Raw genomic sequence first — 18,713 nt, 5'->3', positions numbered from 1 at the left:
ACCTGAATCCCCTGTCCAGTTGTACGAGTCACGAATAATTCTAAATCTTCGTCAGGGATTGCTTCTCTAACTCGTAACTTAACTTGTTCTGCTTGTGGTTGAGATGCACATATAGCAAATACTGAAGGGCCAGAACCAGACATCATAGTTCCTAGAACCCCTTCCTGAACTGCAAATAGTTCTCGTAATTGCAAAACTTGGGGATAGGCTGGTAAGACTACACGCTCTAAATCATTGTGCAGTTTTTGAGATATTTCTGCTGCATCTTTATCTAAAATCGCTTTGACCATTCCACTTGAATGCACGGCGGCGGCTCGTGCGGCTAAGTCATTGCTATCTTTAAGATACCCACTACCAAACTGTTGGCGATAGGTTTTATATGCCCAAGGGGTAGAAACTTCTAGGCTACGATATTTAGCTAATACTATATATATATAATCTAAACTTGGCAGGGGTGAAAGTTGCTCTCCTCTACCTGTAGCAATGACTGTACCACCTTCCACACAAAATGGTACATCTGAACCCAGAGTCCCACCCAATTCTTCTAGTTCTGATTTAGTTAGTCCCAAATTCCAGAGTAAATCTATCCCTACCAATACGGCGGCTGCATTAGTTGAACCTCCAGCCAACCCAGCTGCTACAGGAATATGTTTGTGAACTGTAATATCTACACCCCCATATTTAGCCAAGGCTGTGGGAAATTTTTTCGCCATGAGTTCGGCGGCGCGATATACGAGATTAGTTTTATCTGTTGGTACTTGGGGATGGTTGCAATGAACGCGGATAGTTTCATCGCTAATGGAGTGTAATTCAATTTGGTCAGCGAGGTCGATACTTTGCAATATCATCACTAACTCATGATAACCATCGGAGCGATCGCCGATGATTTCCAGATATAAATTGATTTTAGCAGGAGCAATTAAACTGTAACTACGCATCGTTTAGTGCTGAGTGAGAGAGTGCTGAGTGCTGAGTGAGAGAGTGCTGAGTGAGAGAGTGCTGAGTTTTGAGTAGTTACCTATTGCTGAGTTGTGTTAGCGGTAGCGCGGCGTTTAGCTGGTTGTGAGTGTGTTACTCAGAGTTACCCATTGCTGAGTGCTGAGGTCTTCAGCTCTAACTTGGGGGTTTATATTTAATTGTTCCAGTAATTGGCTCAGGCGATCGCGATCAATAACAGATTGCAAATTATTCCGTAGCATTTTGCGTTTCTCGGCAAAGCCTAACTTTAGCAAATTCTCTAATTTTTTTGGGTCATCCGCCGGGATTTCTATCTGTCGGGGACGCAGGCGCACGACGGCGGAATCTACTTTTGGTGATGGATGAAATGCAGCTGCGGGGACATGACAAATTAATTCGCACTCAGCTAAATACTGCACCCTTACTGATAATGCACCAAATATTCTTGACCCGGATTTCGCATATAATCTTTCCGCTACTTCCTTCTGAATTAATAACACTATCGAATCAAAAGGTGTAGGGTTAGGGTTGGCGATCGTTCCCAATAATTTCTCAATAATTGGCCCTGTAATATTATAGGGGATATTAGCAACAACTTTATTTGGCTTTTGAAAGTTAGGAAATGCTGCCAAGTTTGTAGTCAAATCTAGGGTGAGAAAGTCACCTTGTAACAGTAAAAAATTCGCCTTATTCCCCAACTGTTTGACTAATAACTTACATAAATCGCGGTCAATTTCCACCGCTACTAAAGACTGTACTAAAGGTAGTAAACGCCGTGTGAGAATGCCTGTACCGGGGCCAATTTCCAGGATGCGGTCATTTGTACTACACTCCGCCGCCTTGACGATCGCATCCAAAACCTTATCACTTTTGAGCCAATGTTGAGCAAAGAGCTTGCGCGGTCGAACCATTATTTTTCCTTACTATATCTAAATCTCAGCTTTTTACAAAAAATCTATTTCTTACTTTTTGCTTACTTTTTCAGGTCAGTTTTTCTGGTTTTTTATTGATTTTAGTATTGACATTTAGTATTATATATGGTATTTGATTTGATGCGATCGCCTGAAGCTAACTAGCAATGAGACTACCAAAATATCGTCCTCCTACCCATCCTAGGGAAATTTTAGTTAAAGATTTTTTAGAACCTTTGGGAATATTACCAGATGAACTTGCTCAAATAATTGATAGTCCCAATGAGGATATAAATGAACTGGTAAATAAAAAGCATGGAATCACACCAAGCACTGCGTTAAAGTTAGCAGAACTATGGGGAAATAGTGCAGATTTTTGGATCAACCTGCAAGCAAATTGGGAGCTATACCACACCCTGAAATTTAATAATCTTGAGAATGAGCAACCTTAGTGACTGTAATTAATAAATCCTGTTCTTGGATGTGATAAACAATCCGATATTCATTGATAACAACTAAATATAAATTTTCCCCAACTGACAAATTTATCGCCCCTTCGGGAATTGGGTTGGATGCTAACTCTTCTAATTTTTTCATCACCTGTTGTTGCACTTGAGAATTTAGCCTCTCAATCTGCTGCACAGCTGTCGATAAAAGTTGTACTTGATAGCTCACTATCCTAATTGCCTTTTCAGGTCTTCAAGAGATATGGTGTTGACTGATGCTGACTCTAAAGCTGTGTGAGCATCTTGTATATCGATTTTGTCCCGCTTGGCTGCAATTAACTGTTGTAAATGTTCCATTGAAGTTATTTCAATTCCTGGTTCTTCCCTGAGCTTGCGGGTTAACGCATAGAAAGCTTCATTGTCATCCCGATGTTCCAAAACATAAGCTCTTAACTCTTGCTTCGTCATTGCTGTAAAATTTGGCTTGGTCATAAATACCTCACACTACCATTGGGGAGTATTTCTAATTGAGTTTCGTCTCCAGCTAGGATGTAAATACGGTTAGTAGTTTCATCTATTCTCACCAAATGAATTGAGCAGTACATATTAGTCAAATGGTAGCAGACCCTAAAAAGCTCCTTTGCTTGTTCTGCCGTTGGCTCTTGCATAATTTTTAGTCAATTGCAGCGATCGCTAATCGCTAATCACTCATCCTACTAGAATATGCCTCACCAGCGATAGGCTACGCCCCGCCCTTGGCGGCGATCGCCATCATACCAAAACCCCCCGCTCTCTCTCTGCGTGCCAGTTGCTTCTCTCCGAGACGCTGCGCGAACAAGTCGGCAGAGCCGCCCAACGCACTGGCTTGCCTCCGCGCCTCTGCGTGAGATAATCCCCCTTATACATATACTTATGCGAAAATACTAAAAAACCCAGTGTAATATGACAGATACATCCTCAGACAGCATTTGGATAGTCACAGATGAAGCACCGCAAATTGCCGTTACCGATGGTGTTAAAGGTATAAGTGGTAATACCCGCAGTTGGAGAGAAGAAACCACCACAGAAACCACTAAAAGCGTAGGCGATGCAGTCAAAGTCAGCACCCAAAAATTAGAGCAAGAAATGACCCACTTCCTGCAAGTAGTGGGACGCTTATTTAACCGCGCAGAACAACAAGCCAAGGGCGGAATGCAGCTAGATGAAATTGAATTATCCGTAGAAATCAGTGCTGAAGGTGAAGTCAAATTAATCGGTAACGGTGCGAAAGCAGGCGGGAAAGGCGCGATTAAACTGGTATTTCGGCGACAAGAACCAAAGTAGGATGGCGAAAAATTTAGCGATCGCGATCGGCGTTAACCACTATGATTATTTGCAACCGCTAAATTATGCCAAGCGGGATGCAATGTTAATGCAGGAGTTTCTCCGCAACGAAGCGGGGTTTAATGAGATTTTCTTCTTCTCTGATGATTCCCCAGATGTTGGGGGTAAATCAACCCGTCCCACCCGCACTAATTTGCTGCGAATCTTGCGACAGTTATTTGAAAATCCCTTCATGGGTGCGGGTGATAACTTTTGGTTTTTCTTCAGTGGACATGGTATCCGCCATGCTGGACGTGATTATCTCATGCCTAGTGATGGCGATCCAGAGGATATTGAGAATACAGCGATTTCCATTAACTTGGTGACGGAACGCCTCCGCCTTTGCGGTGCGGATAATGTTGTATTGATTTTAGACGCTTGTCGCAGTTTGGGGACTCGTGCTGGCGAAGGTATCGGTAGACAGACAGCAGAGGAAGCACGTCAACAAGGAGTTATTAGTATATTTTCCTGTAGTCCCCAGGAATATTCTTATGAGATTGCAGCTTTACAACAAGGTACTTTTACTACGGCGTTATTGGAAGGGTTGGGGATTCAAGGTAAATGTGCGACCGTTGAAAGGTTAAATCAGTATCTCAGTTTTCGTGTGCCGGAATTGGTGCGTCAGCATATTAATAAGAAGCAAACACCTTATATTATTATCGAGCCTGTTAGTAAATCCCATTTGATTCTTGTACCACGACACGCCACCCTAGCGGATATTTCCACACTGAAAAATGATGCTTACCAAGCCGAAGTCAACAGAAATCTAGATTTAGCAGAACAATTATGGATTCGGGTGGTAGCAGCTGCTTTAGGAAATGATATGGAAGCATTGAAGGCGTTACAAAGAATTGCCCAGTTGCAGAATAGTCCGGTTAATCCTCAGCCTCCACAACCAACGCCACAGTCAACCCAACAAGCAGCCCCAAATCCCACCATTCCAGGTAAACAACGCCGACTGGAAGACAAACGAGATAGAATTCAGCAAGAATGGGAAACTCGGAGTGAGAAAGTTGACCTGATGAGAAAAGCCTTAGCTATTGAGACTAGTACGACAGAAAAGTTTAAATTAAAACAGCAACTTCAACAGGAGGAAACTGAGCTAGAGCATATTGAGAATGAGCTAGATGAAATTGAGAAGTTGTTGCAACCTCAATCTAGCTCTCCTCCTCCAGAGCAATCTAAGTCTGTTACGGTTACAGAAGCAAAATCAAAAGACACCTTACAAACCTTTCAATTTGAAGTGGTGACGGTAAACGCACAAGGGAAAATCACCAACCGCCGCAATGAAGAGGCAAAATATTTTGCAGAAGACTTGGGAAATGGTATCACCTTGGAAATGGTGCAGATACCAGGAGGAACATTTATGATGGGTTCACCGGAAGGGGAAGGTGATTCCTATGAAAAACCTCAGCATCAGGTGAGAGTCCCTAAGTTCTTCATGGGAAAATATGCAGTTACCCAGGAACAGTATCAAGCAGTTATGGGTGGTAACATTTTCCAAAAAATTATAGGCAATAAAAATAATCCTTCCTATTTTAAAGGTGAGAAAAGACCTGTAGAGCAAGTGAGTTGGGATGATGCGGTAGAGTTTTGTAAAAAGTTGAGTCAGAAGACTGGAAAAACCTACAGGCTACCCAACGAAGCGGAATGGGAATATGCTTGTCGTGCAGGAACAACCACACCGTTTTATTTTGGGGAAACTATCACTACAGATTTAGTTAACTACGATGGTAACTATCCCTACGGTTCTGCACCAAAAGGTAAATATCGTGAACAAACAACAAATGTAGGAATATTTCCGCCAAACTCTTTCGGTTTATATGATATGTGTGGTAATGTATATGAATGGTGTAAAGATGTATATAATGATAGCTACCAAGGTGCGCCGACAAACGGTAGTGCGTGGTTAAAAGGTAGCAATAAAGATATAAAGCTGCTGCGCGGTGGTGGTTGGACATATATTGCCTGGCTTTGCCGTTCTGCTAATCGCAATAGACTCACGTGCGCTAGTCGCAACTACTTCGTTGGATTTCGCGTGGTGGCTGTGGTGTAAGGATTCCTTGCCCTTTAGCCCTCTGTACTTCTTATTCTGTTTAGATATCAAAACCATTACTATACTACATTTAATCAAAGTTCTCATGTAGGTTGGGTTGAGCTTGGCGAAACCCAAGAAATATTTTATTTATCGTGTAGATGCGATTTATCGAGTCTTATAAGTCATGAAATAATATCTTTTCCATCACAAAATTAATAAACTTTTGCCCCCTGCGTTCCACCTCTTGCTTTTTCACCACAATAAAATCCCGCCTTGCAAAAAAAGGTTTAGCTGTAATACTAGCTTCCACAAATAACTTTTGAATTCTTAAATTTCTCGCTTTAAATTCAATTTCTGCTAGAATTTTACTCCCAACTCCTCGACCTTGAAAATCTTTATGACAATAAAAGCGGTCAATATGTCCATTCGCTTCTAATTCCCCAAAACCAATAACTTTACCATCCTCTTCTGCCACATAAGTCAACTTACTTTTTAAGCTACTCATCCAAACCTCAACATCCATATTTACTGAAGCCCAAGCATCTACTTGTGCTTTGGTGTAATCACGAATATTCACCTCATGAACAGTGTCATAAAATAACTGCATAATTGCTTCAGTATCAGCTATTTCGTATCTTCGTAATTTCATAATAGATTATCGTAAATTCAATGGTTTAAGACCCCTACGTCTACACGTAGTACCAGTTGAGTTGGGGTTTAAATCCACCACGCCAACTGTTTTGAATTTTGAATTTTGAATTTTGAATTGTTAAATTTGCCCTCTCACCCAAGCCCGGAAAGCCTTCATAGTTGCATTTCTACCGTCAATTTTACTACGCGTTAAATATTCAGGGATAACTTGAGCGATAGAGAAATTAGAAAAAATTCCACTATTATGAGATTTTACATATTTACCATCAATCAAAACATTAATTTCCAACTTAGTTCCATACCAACGCCACAATTCCGGTACTCCCAATAATTGATAATTATTAAAACGAGTGCGAGAAGTAATATCAATTTCAATAGCTAAATCTGGGGGAGGATCAATAGTTAAATCAATTCTATCCTTACCACGCACAGCAGCTTCATTTTGGATATAAAAACAATCGTCAGGTTCTACCCCAGCATCCATGATTTCTTGATCAAAAGTAGTAGAACCCAAACTCCAAAATTCCATATCAAGTTCTTCTAATAGAGCCTTGACTAAATCACCAATAATAACTTTAGCTACCTCATGCTCTGGTAATGGAGACATTATTTCCAGCACCCCTTGACTATAAGACACCCTAAAACTACGATTTTCACCCAATTCCGCCAAAATATTTTTATATTCCGGCCAAGATATATTTTTAATTAATAATTGATGACCGACAGGTACAATTAATTGTTTGAGTGCAGGTAACATCACTTCCCTCGCTTTTAAAATTTACCTAACCAGTACCAACTCCAGCATAATTCATTTATAGTTAACAACTAAATTTTGTTTATTTAAAGTAACTTAAAATCATACATATAAGTACCAGACGTCTGCAATTTCATCACCATGACAGCTATTACATTCAACCTCAACCCAATTATTAAACTCACTGACGACCAATTTTACCAACTGTGTAGAGAAAATCCTGATGTCAAATTGGAGCGTAACGCTAAGGGAGAAATAATTATTATGCCACCTACAGGGGGAGAGACAGGAAACCGCAACTTTGAAATGGCTGTGGAATTTTGCGTATGGAATCGTCAGCAGAAATTAGGCGTATGTTTTGATTCTTCTACCTGTTTTAAATTACCTAACGGTGCAAATCGCTCTCCTGATGTGGCGTGGATAAAAAAAGACAGATGGGACGCACTCACACCAGAACAACAAAAAAAGTTCCCCCCAATTGCGCCAGACTTTGTTTTAGAGTTAATGTCACCAAGCGATGACTTGAAAGACACCCAAGCTAAAATGCAAGAATATATTGATAATCAAGTCAAACTTGGCTGGTTAATTAACCCCCAAGCGTGACAAGTGGAAATATATCGTCAAAATCAACCGATGGAAATTTTGGATTCTCCTACAAAATTATCAGGAAAATATATATTACTAGGGTTTGTTTTAGATTTACAAATGGTTTGGACTTAACCTGATTTTCTTAGCTATTTTCATGTTGGTTAATAGGAATTTCAATCACAAATTCTGCACCTTTTCCCGGTTCTGAATGACAAGATAATTTACCTCTATGTCTATCTACCACAATTTGATAGCTAATAGATAAACCTAATCCTGTACCCTTACCCACATTTTTAGTAGTAAAGAAAGGGTCAAATAATTTAGAAACAATTTCAGTATCAATTCCCATACCATTATCTGCAATACTGATACTTATCCAATTATTATTCATAACTTCAGTACGAATATAAATTTGCGCTTGTTCACCCAGAAATGACTCTTCCAAAGCATCGATAGCATTACTGATAATATTCATAAATACCTGATTAAGCTGCCCAGGATAGCATTCTATTAGGGGTAATTTACCATATTCTTTAATCACTAAAATTTCTGGATGCTCTGGTTTAACCTTCAAACGATTATGTAAAATCATCAAGGTACTATCAATACCTTCATGAATATCAACCTGCTTAAATTCTGCTTCATCAAGGCGAGAGAAATTGCGTAGTGAGAGGACAATTTCTCGGATGCGCTGAGTACCTACACGCATGGATGTAAGCAGCTTTACTATGTCTTCTTTGAGAAAATCAAAGTCAATATCTATCAATAACTCTTTAATTTCTTCTGGAGGGTAGGGAAAGTGAATTTGATAGAGTTGCACTAGCTGCAATAAATCGTGAGCATATTCACTAGCCGGAATCAAATTACCGTGAATAAAGTTAACTGGATTGTTAATTTCATGGGCAACACCTGCAACCATGTTACCTAGTGAAGACATTTTCTCACTGTGGATAAGTTGGGTTTGGGTAAGTTGTAATTCCCGCAGAGTATTTTCTAAGTTTTCGGCTTGTTGTTGTAACTTAATTTCAGCTTGCTTGCGTTCTGTAATATTTAGAGTTGTCCCGACAAGTCGATAAATTCTACCTTCGCTATTTTTGAGGGGATTGATTTTAGTCAGCCACCAAGTTTCTTGATTGCGTAAAGTCAGACACTCTTCATAGCTGCTACTGATACCAGTTTCTACACAGTTTTTATATCGTTGACGAATGGCTGCACCTTCAGCAATACCATGCACATCTTCAGGTACTTTACCTATAACGTTGGCTAGACTAATACCTGTGGCTTTTTCGGCGGTGGAATTCCAGGCAGCATAACGAAATTCGCAGTTTTCTAGAACATCAATAACAAATATGATTTGATCAACACCTTCATAAATACTACGTAAAAACTGCTCTTGTTCCTGCAACAAAGCTTCTACATTTTTGCGATCGCGAATATCACGAGTAATGGTTGCAATACACAACAGTTCGCCAGTCTCTGGGTTCTTGACAGAAAATACATTATAGTCAACAGGTATCACCTCTCCAGTTCGGAAGTGTCGGAAACGATATTCATCTTGCCATAAACCATCTTTGATCACTGTAGGCATCATCTGTTGCTGTACATATTCTCTATCTTCTGGAAAAAAGAAGTCAGCCACTGTTAAGTCTTCAGTAGATGCCAAATCGTCTAAACCAACCAGCTTGCGTCCAGCTTCGTTGACAAATAGGGGTTTTGCTTCTAGATTTGCTAAACCAATGAAATCACTGCTATTTTCAATCAGCGAGACGAACATTTGGCGTTCTTTTTCCGCTTGTTTGCGTTCTGTGATGTCTGTGACTGTAACTACAAGTTGAGAAATGCAGAAATGACTATCCCAAAGAGGTGTGACATTCATTAGCCACCAACTTTCTTCCTCATCGGCTAAAAATTTTTCCTCAAAAAATATGCTTTTTTGAGATTTGATACATTCTCTGTAACGCTGGCGATAGTGGTTTGCTATGTCTTGAGGTAGTGCTTCTGCCATTGTTCTCTCAAAGAAAGGTTCTAGAGACATGGGGCTAATTCTCAGCATGGCAGGATTAAACTTAACGTAACGAAACTCTTCGCCATCAGCCAACACTTCTAAGACAAAAATACCGTAGTCTACACCTTCCCAGATACTTTGTAAAAATTGTGCCTGTTGTTGCAGTTGTTGCTCTGTTTGTTTGCGATCGCGCAGTGCAATTTGCTGTTCGGTAATATCGAGTAGGCAACCATACCAGACAATTTTCCCTCCTACTCTACGTTCTGGTTTAGAAACAGCTTTAATCCACTTCTGCTGACCAGAGGGGGTGATACGCCACTCGCATTCAAAGTTTTGCAGAGTTTCGGCAGAGTGAGCGATCGCAGCCTCAACATTAGATATATCTTCAGGGTGAATATCTGCAAAGGTGGCAGAGGCATCATTTAGCAACTCTTTTGCTTCTCTCCCCGTAATTTCTCGACACCCAGAAGAAACATAAGGGAAAAACATTGTGCCATCAGCATGAAGATGAAACTCATACAGCATACCTGGTACATTGTCTGCTAGTCGTTGCAACCGCGATTCGCTTTGTTGCAAAGCTTTTGTACGTTCTTCAATCCTACCCTCTAACTCTTCGTTCAACCGCTTCAGTTCGGCTTCAGCTTGTTTGCGGGTGGTAATTACCTCGGTAAACATGACCATACCACCCACTGTGCCAGAATTTTCATACCAAGGACATATTTCCCATTTCACCCAATCGGTTGTCCCGTCGGCACGGCTAAAGGCATCTTCGGCACATTTTTCAATTTTTCCATGCAAACAGCGTTGATGAATTTCCCCCCAAAACACAGCCATCTCCGGGCAAATTTCGGAATGAGAGCGACCAATGATATCTTCATTACCTAAGCCGTAATCTTCTCGCCAACGACGACTAGCTTGCAAGTAGCGCATTTCCCGATCAAAAACAGCGATCGCCGCCGGTGTATATTCAATAAATAAGCCCATCTGTTCTTGGCTAGATTTCTTATCCCTATTTGCCACTAGTTGGCGTAGTTCTTGTAACTCTTGTTGTAGGGATTCATAAGTATTTTTATCTATAGTCATCAGATGATCGGCCATAGTTGCGCCACTTCCTAGGTCAGAGTTTGCAGGTAACATCATTTCTATGTTTCCCAATCTCCAGCCGACAGCATCAAGATTTGGGGCAATCTACAAAAGCCCGAAAGATGGCAGGGTGAGGGTTCATATCTTGCACCATTCTCAATAACCCTAAATGGGTAATGCCAACAACATAAAAATCGGGGTTTTATCCCACTAAAAGCATTGCCCACAATACAAAAATTGCGGACTGCTATAATAGTGTCTTTCTTTTGAGTTATCATCAGTTTCAATTATGTTGAATTAAATAAATTCACCAGGAGTACAAACGAATAAATGAATAAGATAGGATTATTAATCGCAGGGTTCATTACCATGTCACCTTTGACTTTAGGTGTAGCAAAAAACGTGCAGGCTGTAACCGAGCCAGTAAAAAAAGCTCAAAGTAGTCATGTTGAGCAACAAGTGCAAAAAACTTTTACAAACCTCATAAATGCTATTGAACAAAACAATTACACTCAGTTTATATCTCCAGGAAATGCTGCCTTTAAAGAAGGTATTACAAAACAAATATTTGCACAAGTTAATGGACAGTTAGCTCCTCGTATTAAAAAAGGGTATTCGGCAGTTTTTTTAGGGAAACTAAATCAGCAGGGTTATCAAGTCTACCTATGGAAACTTACATTTAAAGATGGCAATGATGATGTCTTAGCTAGATTGAGCATTAAAGATGAAAAAATAGGTGGATTTTGGCTAAATTAATATTTAAAGTAAATACAGTAGCGAGATTAGCGACAACTTACACTCACATATTACTACTGGATAATTAGAATTTTTGCATTTCCTAACTCAACAATTCCCCTAATTGGTGTTGAATTAATAATTGTTTCAAAGTCGCATTTTCTGCCTTCAAAGCCAAATTTTCAGCTTCCAATTCGCTAATCCTCTCTTTCATGGCTTCCTTAGAAGTCCCCTGTCTGTGAATCACTACCTCCTTATAAATTTCTAAATTAGTATCTTCATTCATCCATCTCTGATAAGTTTTTGTATGTTCTTGGACTGTATGACCCAGATAATCAGCCATAGTCTTGATAGGTACACGCAACCTATGACCCCGGATAGCATAAGCATGACGTAAATCATAAGGTCTAAAACCTAAATCATTATTTCTAAATCTAATATAAAGTTTTGCTGTTTTATTACTCAGCTTTCCTTCGTTATAAGGCAATCGAATATTTTTTAACTTAAATAACTCCACCCAATGAGGATGTAATGGCGGAATACCACAACTCCGCTCACCTGTTTTTGTACCCCCCGTCAAACTAGGATTTAAATTGACTAAATGAAAAGTATTTCTAAGGTCTATAAACGCCTCCAAATCTACAGCAAATAACTCATGAGGCCTTAAGCCATACGTTGCTAACATTCCATATGCCCATTGCCATTGTTCAGGCAGAGTAATATTATCTTTACTTGTGTATGCTGATAATGGCATACCGATTGTAAAATAACCTTGGATAATCTCCTCATCTGAAGGGATTTTGCGGATATTTGGGAGAGGATTGGGAGTAGCATAAGCGTAAATAGTTTTGAGGTCATCAATCCCACAAAAATCGCAGAATTTTTTTAGTTGCCATACCAAAAAAAACCTAGATGATGTATTAGGTTTAGTTTTTTCCAAAGCCTCCTCTAATGCTTGAGCAGACATAGTTACATCTTGAGGTAATTTTTTCAAGTGCCTCATATAATGGCTTTCCCAAGTCTTAATACCTCGTCTATCCTGCTCGTGAGTCTTCCAAAATTCGCGCTCGTAGTCTTGAATCAATTCACTAATCAGTTTAGTATATTTATAATTATCTACTTGGTCTATTTTTTGCGCTTGTTTTCCTAGTAATTCAGGAGTCCACTGGAATTGTTTTGTAATTAATGATAAATCTAATTCCCGTGCCTTTAATACTGCCATTTTTACCCCAGCATCATTAGCGGTAAAACCACAAGAAATGGTATATTGTTTATTAGGACTACCATGTTTACCAACATCACCAGGTCTACAAGGAAAAGTACCCTGTAAACCTATAGTTTTTGGGCTAGTAAGTTTTAATTTAACTTTGACTCTATCTAAATTCAGGGCTGTATTAGCCTGTTGAACTGCATATTTAATTCTGAGATATTCCCGTTCTAACTTAGCTTGTTCATCAGATGCTGGGTATTTAGGTTTCCATTGCTTCCATTTAGAGGCTTCCCACTTATCAATGGGTATACCTTCCCATTCAGAATTACGAGGGTCAAAAGTAGTTGCAGGCATAATAGAGGCTGGGGACTAGTCTTAAGTAGGGTGTATTATAAAGTTAGCCTAACGCACCGTGTTATGTGGTAGCGTGTTGGCACATAGAACACTTTTTTTCGTGGCATACAATATCGAAAAAATGCGCCTCACACACTCTACAATAAATTTATTTTTACGTAAAATTCAACTAAAAACTCGTTGCAATTTTATACGGAATTGGACCGAATAATACTGAAGTTAAGAGAAAGATACACAACCAAAGTTCTGCATATGATTTCCAGGTGTCTTTTACCATTTGCGATGATAGCGATCGCAGCTAGCATCAGTAGCTGTGCTTCCAACCTACCAGAAACCAGCACAACACCAACCCCAACCCAAAGTATGGCTCAACTCAGAGCCAAACACAACAGTATCAAGTCCCCCTCTGATACCTCTAAAGCTGCCTCTGGCAACACAGTAAATGTGACTTTATATACAAGCGATATTCAATGCCAGGAACTTGTCCCGCAAAAAGTAACCGTACCAGCAGCAGAGTCTGTAACTAATGCAGTCGGCAAAATCATAGAAGAACAAGACACAGCCGACTTTAATTTGTCTGGTTATCGTGTCAGAGTCAACAATGGCATTGCTACAGTTGACTTGCGACTCTCACCCCAATCTAAACGTCAATTCGTCTCTCTTTCTGGCTGTGAACAGTTTGCCCTATTTGGCAGTCTCCGCAAAACCCTCACCAGTAATTCCCAGTGGAAAATTAAAGAAGTCCGCTTCACTGAGAAAGGTGAAGCAATTGTGATTTAGTCAATAATCTCATTAGATTAATTCTCTGCGTACCTCTGCGTTTAAATTTCCACGTTTACTTCCTTACCTTCCTTTTCCTTCCCTAACCACTGTTCAACTAATTCAGCGACAATATCACTCATCTGTCGTTCCTGAGCAACAGCCGCAGCCTTCAATTGTCGATGGAGTTGCTTAGGTAAGTAGATAGTTGTACGAGTATAAGCCGGGTCAGTGCTTTTCGTAACAGAAGTAGGTGTATCTGGTGTAGGCTGTGGCTGATCTCGCTGTTGACGACTACGAGCAGCATCAATCAAATCATCAAAACGGCTAGCTTTCTTCTTATTATTCAAAGTAATACCAACTCTTTGAAGAAACAAATGAATTACGAATTAGTTTAATATCTCCTTCCCTACCTCTGAGTAACATCGCCAAGCAATTTGAGCGTAAGTATCTTTGACGGCATTAACTGGAATACCCTCTAAAGCAGCACGTTGGAATACAGCCAAGCGGCGAATTCCAGACTTAAACACAGGGATACTGGCATTTAATAGAGTTGTCCTCGCTTCTTCTCCTGCTTTATTCGGATTTGGGGGAATGATAGTCAGCAATATTTTATACTTATTTTTTATTTTTTCCAGTAAATCCACCATTTGTAGAGTTGCTGCTAGTGCGATCGCATCTGGTGTAGTCGGGATAACTAACAAATCGCATCCTTTAGCTAGAGTTTTTAACTCATCTGCATCTGGCCTGGCTGGGGTGTCAATAACTATATGCTCATAAAGCCCCGCTAAACTCACCCCCTGTTGCTCATCAGCCACCTTAAATGGCAAAGAACCCCGATTTGACCAATCTAAAGCACTGCGGTTTAAATCACCGTCTATTAACAGCGTGTCAGCTTGCTTCTGGAGATATGTAGCCAAGTGCAAGGCTGTCGTAGACTTCCCCACACCACCCTTGAAAGCCGCTACCGTAATGATCATTTTTTCCAAATGCAAATAATTTCCAGATTTTACTTCATATCTAAACATTTGAACATTTAATTTAGCTATAAAAGTTTAAACATCTAAATGTTTAAATGCTAAAAATACTTTGTAGGCTTTTAGATTGTATGCTAAATATTCATAGCCTAAAAGATTTAGTGCTAAGTTTATTCAGCAAACCGTGGGATAAAAATTTATTTAATACATACTTAGATTAAGTATTAGAAATGACCAATGCCCCATTCCCAAAAATGCTTTGTAAAGGCGTATTACGTTAATAGACAGGTGATCTGAAAAGTTTTACAATCAGACTGAAGGTAGTAAATTTACTTATTGCTCAATCAAACCAAGCATAGTTAAAGATTTTCTAGCGATTCAGCTAGATTATTAAATCGCACTATTAATATAAAAAAGTCTTGATGAGAGGGTAATAAACCAATGGATGTAAAGCTGATTATCGTTGGGTTAACTGTCATATTCACCATTTCGTGCCTATTTTTTGGCACGAAAAATGGATTTTATGATTCAGAGAACTATCACGGCAATGGCTCTGCCCATTGATAGCTCAAAGCAAAAGGCAAGTTCCCTAAGCTTCTAGCTTTAGGGCTTCTCGTTATCAGCTTTTCCCAAGCAGTGAGGGTTTGCAAGAGGTGTCCTCCCCAATCAAAAACCCATATTCTTAGGGATGAGAGGCACATTGTCAAACTTACCCCTAGGTTACAAACCAAAATCCTTAGAAAAGTGGGCTTTTGGGATATGTCAAAGATTATGAGATGGGAGGGGAGGAAAGCATGAGGGATAATGTGCCAGCATACTCCCGCGTTGACACAGAGGAAACAGCAACAGAATTAGAATGCTTTCCTTATAGTGTTCAGCATCATGACGAGGGTGTATGTTTGTTGGTGCGGATGGGGCCACACCGCATCCTACTAGACTGTGGTTTAGCAGACATTTCATCCTTAAAAAAAAGTGTCACTAAATCGTCAAAGCTACCAGCAGATTTAGTATTAGTCACTCATGCTCACCCAGACCACGCTAGAGGGTTATTGTCACTGCATCAAGCCTTCCCTCATTTACCCATCTACGCCAGTGAAGTAACTAGCAAATTGCTGCCTCTGAGTTGGACAGAGCAAGAAAACGTCCCACAGTTTTGTCACGCCTTGCCGTTGCGATCGCCCATTGAGTTACAAAAAGGGCTAGTTGCGGAAATCTTCCCCGCCGGACACTTGCCAGGCGCAGTAGCAATTCTCCTCACATACACCACAGCCCAACGCGCTTATAAGCTCCTCTATACAGGAGATTTTTTCTTATCTAACTCTCGATTAGTAGAAGGTTTGCGGTTAGAAGAATTGCGTGGTTCAGATGTGAACGTGCTAATTGTTGAAGGTACTTACGGCACATCACGTCACCCCCACCGCCGCAACCAAGAAAACCAACTAGCTGAACGCATCAACCAAGCGATCGCAGACGGTTCTTCTGTGCTACTACCCACACCCGCATTAGGTCTGGGGCAAGAACTGTTAATGCTGTTGCGCTCTCACCACCATTTCACCGGTAGGGATTTAGATATTTGGGTTGATGGTGCTGTGGCTAAAGGGTGCGACGCTTACTTGGAACTATTACCCCATCTACCGCCATCAGTCCAAAACTTTGCCCGCCATCAACCTTTATTTTGGGATGAACGAATACGCCCCCGTGTGCGGCGGTTGCAGTCAGAACATCGTCACACCGTGGGAATATCTCCCTGTATTGTGCTTACAGATGTCACAGCAGATTTTAGCCAATACTGCCAACCCAACACCGGGTCTTGGCTCGTCTTACTGCCAGAAAAAATTGATGTCAAAATTAAAAAGCAATACCCAACACCGACAACCATCGAAACCTATCTACTAGCACAGCACAGCGATGGCCCTGGAACTACCCAGTTAATTCATAACTTGCGTCCCCAACACGTTGTCTTTGTGCATGGTTCTGCGGCTTATTTAGCCGACTTAACCAGTTTGGAGGAATTACAAAATCGCTATCATATCCATTCTCCCTTGGCTGGTACGCGGGTAGAACTGCCCATTGGGGATACCTTTTTACAACCAGCCGCCCCTGAGACAAATTATCAAGGGGAAGTAACAGAATTAGATACACTCATCACCATTACACTACCCGATGCCATCACCGCCGATCCCCGTTGGCGACAGTTTGCAGATACAGGTTTAATCGAAGCCCGTTGGCAGGGAGAAGAATTAGTATTTAAGGGCTTAACACAACGAGAATTGCTGAATCAAAATAGCGATCGCTATTTTATGTCCGATGTCGATTGCTGTGGTACTTGCCGACACCAAAGGGGACAACGCTGTTGGAATCCAGCTTCTCCTTTACATAACTTTAGAGTCACCCTAGAGGGTTACTGCCCCGCTTTTGAAAGCACAACAAATGTTGAATAGTCATGAGTCATTAAATAATTAATCCTGAGTACGAGAGTTTACTCAGGATTAGGGTGTATACAGAACTAGGTAAGTAGGAAGGGACAGATAAACAGAAGTTTTTGCAGAAAAATGAAGCTTTTAAAACTACCTTTCCTCCTGCCTTCTGCCTCCTGCCTCCTGCCTCGTTTATTCAGGATTGGACTCAGGATAGTGGTTGCGGATACGCTCGGCTTCTGGACAATCTTCAGTCATGAGTGGTTCTACATTACCGCGTGGGACTGAAGCTAACTTTTGAGTTACAGCACCGATGCTTTCGAGGCGAACCATTTCTTCCCAAGAACAAACTTCGTCTTCTTCTTCTGTTTCATAGCGCAGGGTCACTAAATCGCCTTCTATGTCGAGAATGCGGGCGCGTTCTATCCAGCGTTGCTGGTCCCGCAAGAAAACACATACCTCCCGCCCATCGCAACACAGTTGATAAATCTTGCGGTGTAGCATGTACTGCTTCTGCCTTTTTAAACAACGTAGTTAAACCTTTCCAAATCTGGGTTTTACCCCAAGCAAATGAAACCCTTCGGAGGGGAGTTTCATGGTTCAGAATCAGTGTGTCAGTTAAACCCACCCAAGGAATTGCTATTAGTTGTGAGCATTTAGGGAAATGTTGGGTCATAAACTGGTAGTGACTGCACCAAGATTCTATCTCTTTCAGGGTCATTTAGCGAATGTCTACTTCTTCATAGAAGTAAGAAAATTCGGTACTTGTCCTCACCTGCTGAATATGGGCTGGTAAGTCCTTTCTACCATTATGTAATAATAAATACTCCAAAACAAGCGATGATTGCGGTTGTTCAATTTGCCTACTTGTAATCATTGGCATTGCTGAGAAGCCTGGGGCTTCGGCTTGACTGTTACCCCTACGTATTTGATCTTAACTCATTCTTTTGCTGACCTTCACGGTTTTCAACAACAAAAGCCTAATAGTTTTGAGTTTAAGAATTTTTCCTGACACAGAAAGGGGATTGGGGACTGGTGATTGGGGACTTGGTAGACATTTTCCTACTCCTTACTCCTTACTCAGCACTCAACACTCACCACTATTCGCAAGACTTGTATTGATTGATAGACTCAATCAGCAGTTGCGAAGATCCCTCTCGTTTAATTTTTCCTGTATGCACTGCATCACATAAATCTGCCAGAACTGCCAAATCTTCTGGCGGATAGCATTTAGTCGCCAGTACCTGATGCAGTAAGCCCTCAGATTCAACGCTCAGATATCCAGTTTGAAAAGCAGATTCAACAAGTGCGCGAATCATCGTGTTTTGGTAGAGTACGCAGTTTATCTCCTCCAGTTTGGACTACTTTACGTTTTTGATGATTGATATAGAACAGCAAACCGTTGTGATTTTAATTACAGAAAAGTGTGATCCGTATCACAATAAGTAATACAAAAATTAATGTTA

The 18,713-nt window shown here is 40.6% G+C and carries 20 protein-coding genes and 1 pseudogene; 7 read left to right on the top strand and 14 right to left on the bottom strand.

All coding sequences use genetic code 11. The annotated features are described in order from the left end of the window. Together ispE and rsmA are read right to left on the bottom strand one after the other, a co-directional pair. The coding region (gene ispE / locus VB693_RS27125; protein ID WP_323268949.1) for a 4-(cytidine 5'-diphospho)-2-C-methyl-D-erythritol kinase at positions 1–938 on the bottom strand (938 nt) is incomplete at its 3' end. Between the two features lie 114 nt (positions 939–1,052). Further along, positions 1,053–1,868, bottom strand: coding sequence for a 16S rRNA (adenine(1518)-N(6)/adenine(1519)-N(6))-dimethyltransferase RsmA (gene rsmA / locus VB693_RS27120; RefSeq protein ID WP_323268948.1), 816 nt, complete (start codon positions 1,866–1,868; stop codon positions 1,053–1,055). A 167-nt stretch (positions 1,869–2,035) separates the two neighbouring features. On the opposite strand from rsmA, the gene VB693_RS27115 reads away from it, so the two are divergent. Beyond that, complete coding sequence (locus tag VB693_RS27115; RefSeq protein ID WP_323268947.1) at positions 2,036–2,320, top strand: HigA family addiction module antitoxin; 285 nt, start codon at positions 2,036–2,038, stop codon at positions 2,318–2,320. Here VB693_RS27115 and VB693_RS27110 read toward each other — a convergent pair. Genes VB693_RS27110 through VB693_RS29150 form a run of 3 tightly spaced genes read right to left on the bottom strand, consistent with a single transcriptional unit; the run spans position 2,292 to position 2,982 of the window. After that, on the bottom strand, positions 2,292–2,543 hold the full coding sequence (locus VB693_RS27110) for a type II toxin-antitoxin system RelE family toxin (protein WP_237990180.1): 252 nt from the start codon (positions 2,541–2,543) through the stop codon (positions 2,292–2,294). The genes VB693_RS27115 and VB693_RS27110 overlap by 29 nt on opposite strands. Beyond that, the gene (locus tag VB693_RS27105) at positions 2,543–2,806 is read right to left on the bottom strand and encodes a DUF6887 family protein (RefSeq protein ID WP_323268946.1); all 264 of its coding nucleotides are present in this window, start codon (positions 2,804–2,806) and stop codon (positions 2,543–2,545) included. The genes VB693_RS27110 and VB693_RS27105 overlap by 1 nt, the downstream gene beginning before the upstream one ends. Next, positions 2,803–2,982: a DUF6888 family protein gene (locus VB693_RS29150; RefSeq protein ID WP_416233431.1), complete on the bottom strand. Its 180-nt coding sequence runs from the start codon at positions 2,980–2,982 to the stop codon at positions 2,803–2,805. Before VB693_RS29150 ends, VB693_RS27105 begins: the two co-directional genes overlap by 4 nt. Before the next feature lie 274 nt (positions 2,983–3,256). Between VB693_RS29150 and VB693_RS27100 the strand changes: the two genes are divergently transcribed. Both VB693_RS27100 and VB693_RS27095 read left to right on the top strand, forming a co-directional pair. Beyond that, positions 3,257–3,637, top strand: a complete 381-nt coding sequence (locus VB693_RS27100) for a hypothetical protein (RefSeq protein WP_323268945.1) — start codon at positions 3,257–3,259, stop codon at positions 3,635–3,637. Between the two features lies 1 nt (position 3,638). Beyond that, complete coding sequence (locus tag VB693_RS27095) at positions 3,639–5,732, top strand: SUMF1/EgtB/PvdO family nonheme iron enzyme (protein ID WP_323268944.1); 2,094 nt, start codon at positions 3,639–3,641, stop codon at positions 5,730–5,732. A 157-nt stretch (positions 5,733–5,889) separates the two neighbouring features. Here VB693_RS27095 and VB693_RS27090 read toward each other — a convergent pair whose 3' ends face one another. Continuing rightward, positions 5,890–6,363: a GNAT family N-acetyltransferase gene (locus tag VB693_RS27090; protein WP_323268943.1), complete on the bottom strand. Its 474-nt coding sequence runs from the start codon at positions 6,361–6,363 to the stop codon at positions 5,890–5,892. A gap of 120 nt (positions 6,364–6,483) precedes the next feature. Further along, entirely contained in the window at positions 6,484–7,122 is a 639-nt protein-coding gene (locus tag VB693_RS27085) for a Uma2 family endonuclease (RefSeq protein WP_323268942.1), read from the bottom strand. 138 nt (positions 7,123–7,260) lie between these two features. Here VB693_RS27085 and VB693_RS27080 point away from each other — a divergent pair. Continuing rightward, a pseudogene (locus VB693_RS27080) lies at positions 7,261–7,839 on the top strand (Uma2 family endonuclease). A 10-nt stretch (positions 7,840–7,849) separates the two neighbouring features. Here VB693_RS27080 and VB693_RS27075 read toward each other — a convergent pair. Continuing rightward, positions 7,850–10,849 carry a PAS domain S-box protein gene (locus VB693_RS27075; protein ID WP_416233432.1) on the bottom strand — a complete coding sequence of 1,000 codons (3,000 nt, stop codon included), beginning with the start codon at positions 10,847–10,849 and terminating at the stop codon, positions 7,850–7,852. Positions 10,850–11,125: 276 nt separating this feature from the next. On the opposite strand from VB693_RS27075, the gene VB693_RS27070 reads away from it, so the two are divergent. Beyond that, positions 11,126–11,551, top strand: a complete 426-nt coding sequence (locus tag VB693_RS27070; RefSeq protein WP_323268940.1) for a hypothetical protein — start codon at positions 11,126–11,128, stop codon at positions 11,549–11,551. A gap of 82 nt (positions 11,552–11,633) precedes the next feature. On the opposite strand, the gene VB693_RS27065 is transcribed toward VB693_RS27070, so the two are convergent. Next, complete coding sequence (locus tag VB693_RS27065) at positions 11,634–13,094, bottom strand: integrase (protein ID WP_323268939.1); 1,461 nt, start codon at positions 13,092–13,094, stop codon at positions 11,634–11,636. Positions 13,095–13,346: 252 nt separating this feature from the next. On the opposite strand from VB693_RS27065, the gene VB693_RS27060 reads away from it, so the two are divergent. Further along, positions 13,347–13,874 carry a hypothetical protein gene (locus tag VB693_RS27060; RefSeq protein ID WP_323268938.1) on the top strand — a complete coding sequence of 176 codons (528 nt, stop codon included), beginning with the start codon at positions 13,347–13,349 and terminating at the stop codon, positions 13,872–13,874. Between the two features lie 41 nt (positions 13,875–13,915). Here VB693_RS27060 and VB693_RS27055 read toward each other — a convergent pair whose 3' ends face one another. Both VB693_RS27055 and VB693_RS27050 read right to left on the bottom strand, forming a co-directional pair. Then, entirely contained in the window at positions 13,916–14,203 is a 288-nt protein-coding gene (locus VB693_RS27055; protein WP_323268937.1) for a CopG family transcriptional regulator, read from the bottom strand. 39 nt (positions 14,204–14,242) lie between these two features. Then, entirely contained in the window at positions 14,243–14,833 is a 591-nt protein-coding gene (locus VB693_RS27050; RefSeq protein ID WP_323268936.1) for a ParA family protein, read from the bottom strand. Between the two features lie 791 nt (positions 14,834–15,624). Here VB693_RS27050 and VB693_RS27045 point away from each other — a divergent pair. Beyond that, a complete protein-coding gene (locus VB693_RS27045; RefSeq protein ID WP_323268935.1) occupies positions 15,625–17,271 on the top strand; it encodes an MBL fold metallo-hydrolase in 1,647 nt (548 codons plus the stop codon). 168 nt (positions 17,272–17,439) lie between these two features. Here the strand turns inward: VB693_RS27045 and VB693_RS27040 are convergent, their stop codons facing one another. The 3 genes from VB693_RS27040 to VB693_RS27030 form a co-directional block, all read right to left on the bottom strand. Further along, positions 17,440–17,751 carry a DUF6679 family protein gene (locus VB693_RS27040; protein WP_190699577.1) on the bottom strand — a complete coding sequence of 104 codons (312 nt, stop codon included), beginning with the start codon at positions 17,749–17,751 and terminating at the stop codon, positions 17,440–17,442. A 217-nt stretch (positions 17,752–17,968) separates the two neighbouring features. Then, a complete protein-coding gene (locus tag VB693_RS27035) occupies positions 17,969–18,124 on the bottom strand; it encodes a hypothetical protein (RefSeq protein ID WP_323268952.1) in 156 nt (51 codons plus the stop codon). A 223-nt stretch (positions 18,125–18,347) separates the two neighbouring features. Then, a complete protein-coding gene (locus VB693_RS27030; RefSeq protein ID WP_190699571.1) occupies positions 18,348–18,566 on the bottom strand; it encodes a hypothetical protein in 219 nt (72 codons plus the stop codon). Between the last annotated feature and the right edge of the window lie 147 nt (positions 18,567–18,713).

Origin of the sequence: Anabaena sp. UHCC 0399 (assembly GCF_034931465.1) — a bacterium.
Classification (GTDB): domain Bacteria; phylum Cyanobacteriota; class Cyanobacteriia; order Cyanobacteriales; family Nostocaceae; genus Trichormus; species Trichormus minutissimus.
This window is presented reverse-complemented; position numbering and strand designations above follow the sequence as displayed.

Excerpts from the sequence above, each read along its gene's own strand:
- rsmA (WP_323268948.1), bottom strand. The coding sequence starts at position 1,868 with ATGGTTCGACCGCGCAAGCTCTTTGCTCAACATTGGCTCAAAAGTGAT.
- VB693_RS27115 (WP_323268947.1), top strand. The coding sequence starts at position 2,036 with ATGAGACTACCAAAATATCGTCCTCCTACCCATCCTAGGGAAATTTTA.
- VB693_RS27105 (WP_323268946.1), bottom strand. The coding sequence starts at position 2,806 with ATGACCAAGCCAAATTTTACAGCAATGACGAAGCAAGAGTTAAGAGCT.
- VB693_RS29150 (WP_416233431.1), bottom strand. The coding sequence starts at position 2,982 with ATGCAAGAGCCAACGGCAGAACAAGCAAAGGAGCTTTTTAGGGTCTGC.
- VB693_RS27100 (WP_323268945.1), top strand. The coding sequence starts at position 3,257 with ATGACAGATACATCCTCAGACAGCATTTGGATAGTCACAGATGAAGCA.
- VB693_RS27095 (WP_323268944.1), top strand. The coding sequence starts at position 3,639 with ATGGCGAAAAATTTAGCGATCGCGATCGGCGTTAACCACTATGATTAT.
- VB693_RS27090 (WP_323268943.1), bottom strand. The coding sequence starts at position 6,363 with ATGAAATTACGAAGATACGAAATAGCTGATACTGAAGCAATTATGCAG.
- VB693_RS27085 (WP_323268942.1), bottom strand. The coding sequence starts at position 7,122 with ATGTTACCTGCACTCAAACAATTAATTGTACCTGTCGGTCATCAATTA.
- VB693_RS27075 (WP_416233432.1), bottom strand. The coding sequence starts at position 10,849 with ATGTTACCTGCAAACTCTGACCTAGGAAGTGGCGCAACTATGGCCGAT.
- VB693_RS27070 (WP_323268940.1), top strand. The coding sequence starts at position 11,126 with ATGAATAAGATAGGATTATTAATCGCAGGGTTCATTACCATGTCACCT.
- VB693_RS27065 (WP_323268939.1), bottom strand. The coding sequence starts at position 13,094 with ATGCCTGCAACTACTTTTGACCCTCGTAATTCTGAATGGGAAGGTATA.
- VB693_RS27060 (WP_323268938.1), top strand. The coding sequence starts at position 13,347 with ATGATTTCCAGGTGTCTTTTACCATTTGCGATGATAGCGATCGCAGCT.
- VB693_RS27050 (WP_323268936.1), bottom strand. The coding sequence starts at position 14,833 with ATGATCATTACGGTAGCGGCTTTCAAGGGTGGTGTGGGGAAGTCTACG.
- VB693_RS27045 (WP_323268935.1), top strand. The coding sequence starts at position 15,625 with ATGAGGGATAATGTGCCAGCATACTCCCGCGTTGACACAGAGGAAACA.
- VB693_RS27040 (WP_190699577.1), bottom strand. The coding sequence starts at position 17,751 with ATGCTACACCGCAAGATTTATCAACTGTGTTGCGATGGGCGGGAGGTA.
- VB693_RS27035 (WP_323268952.1), bottom strand. The coding sequence starts at position 18,124 with ATGATTACAAGTAGGCAAATTGAACAACCGCAATCATCGCTTGTTTTG.
- VB693_RS27030 (WP_190699571.1), bottom strand. The coding sequence starts at position 18,566 with ATGATTCGCGCACTTGTTGAATCTGCTTTTCAAACTGGATATCTGAGC.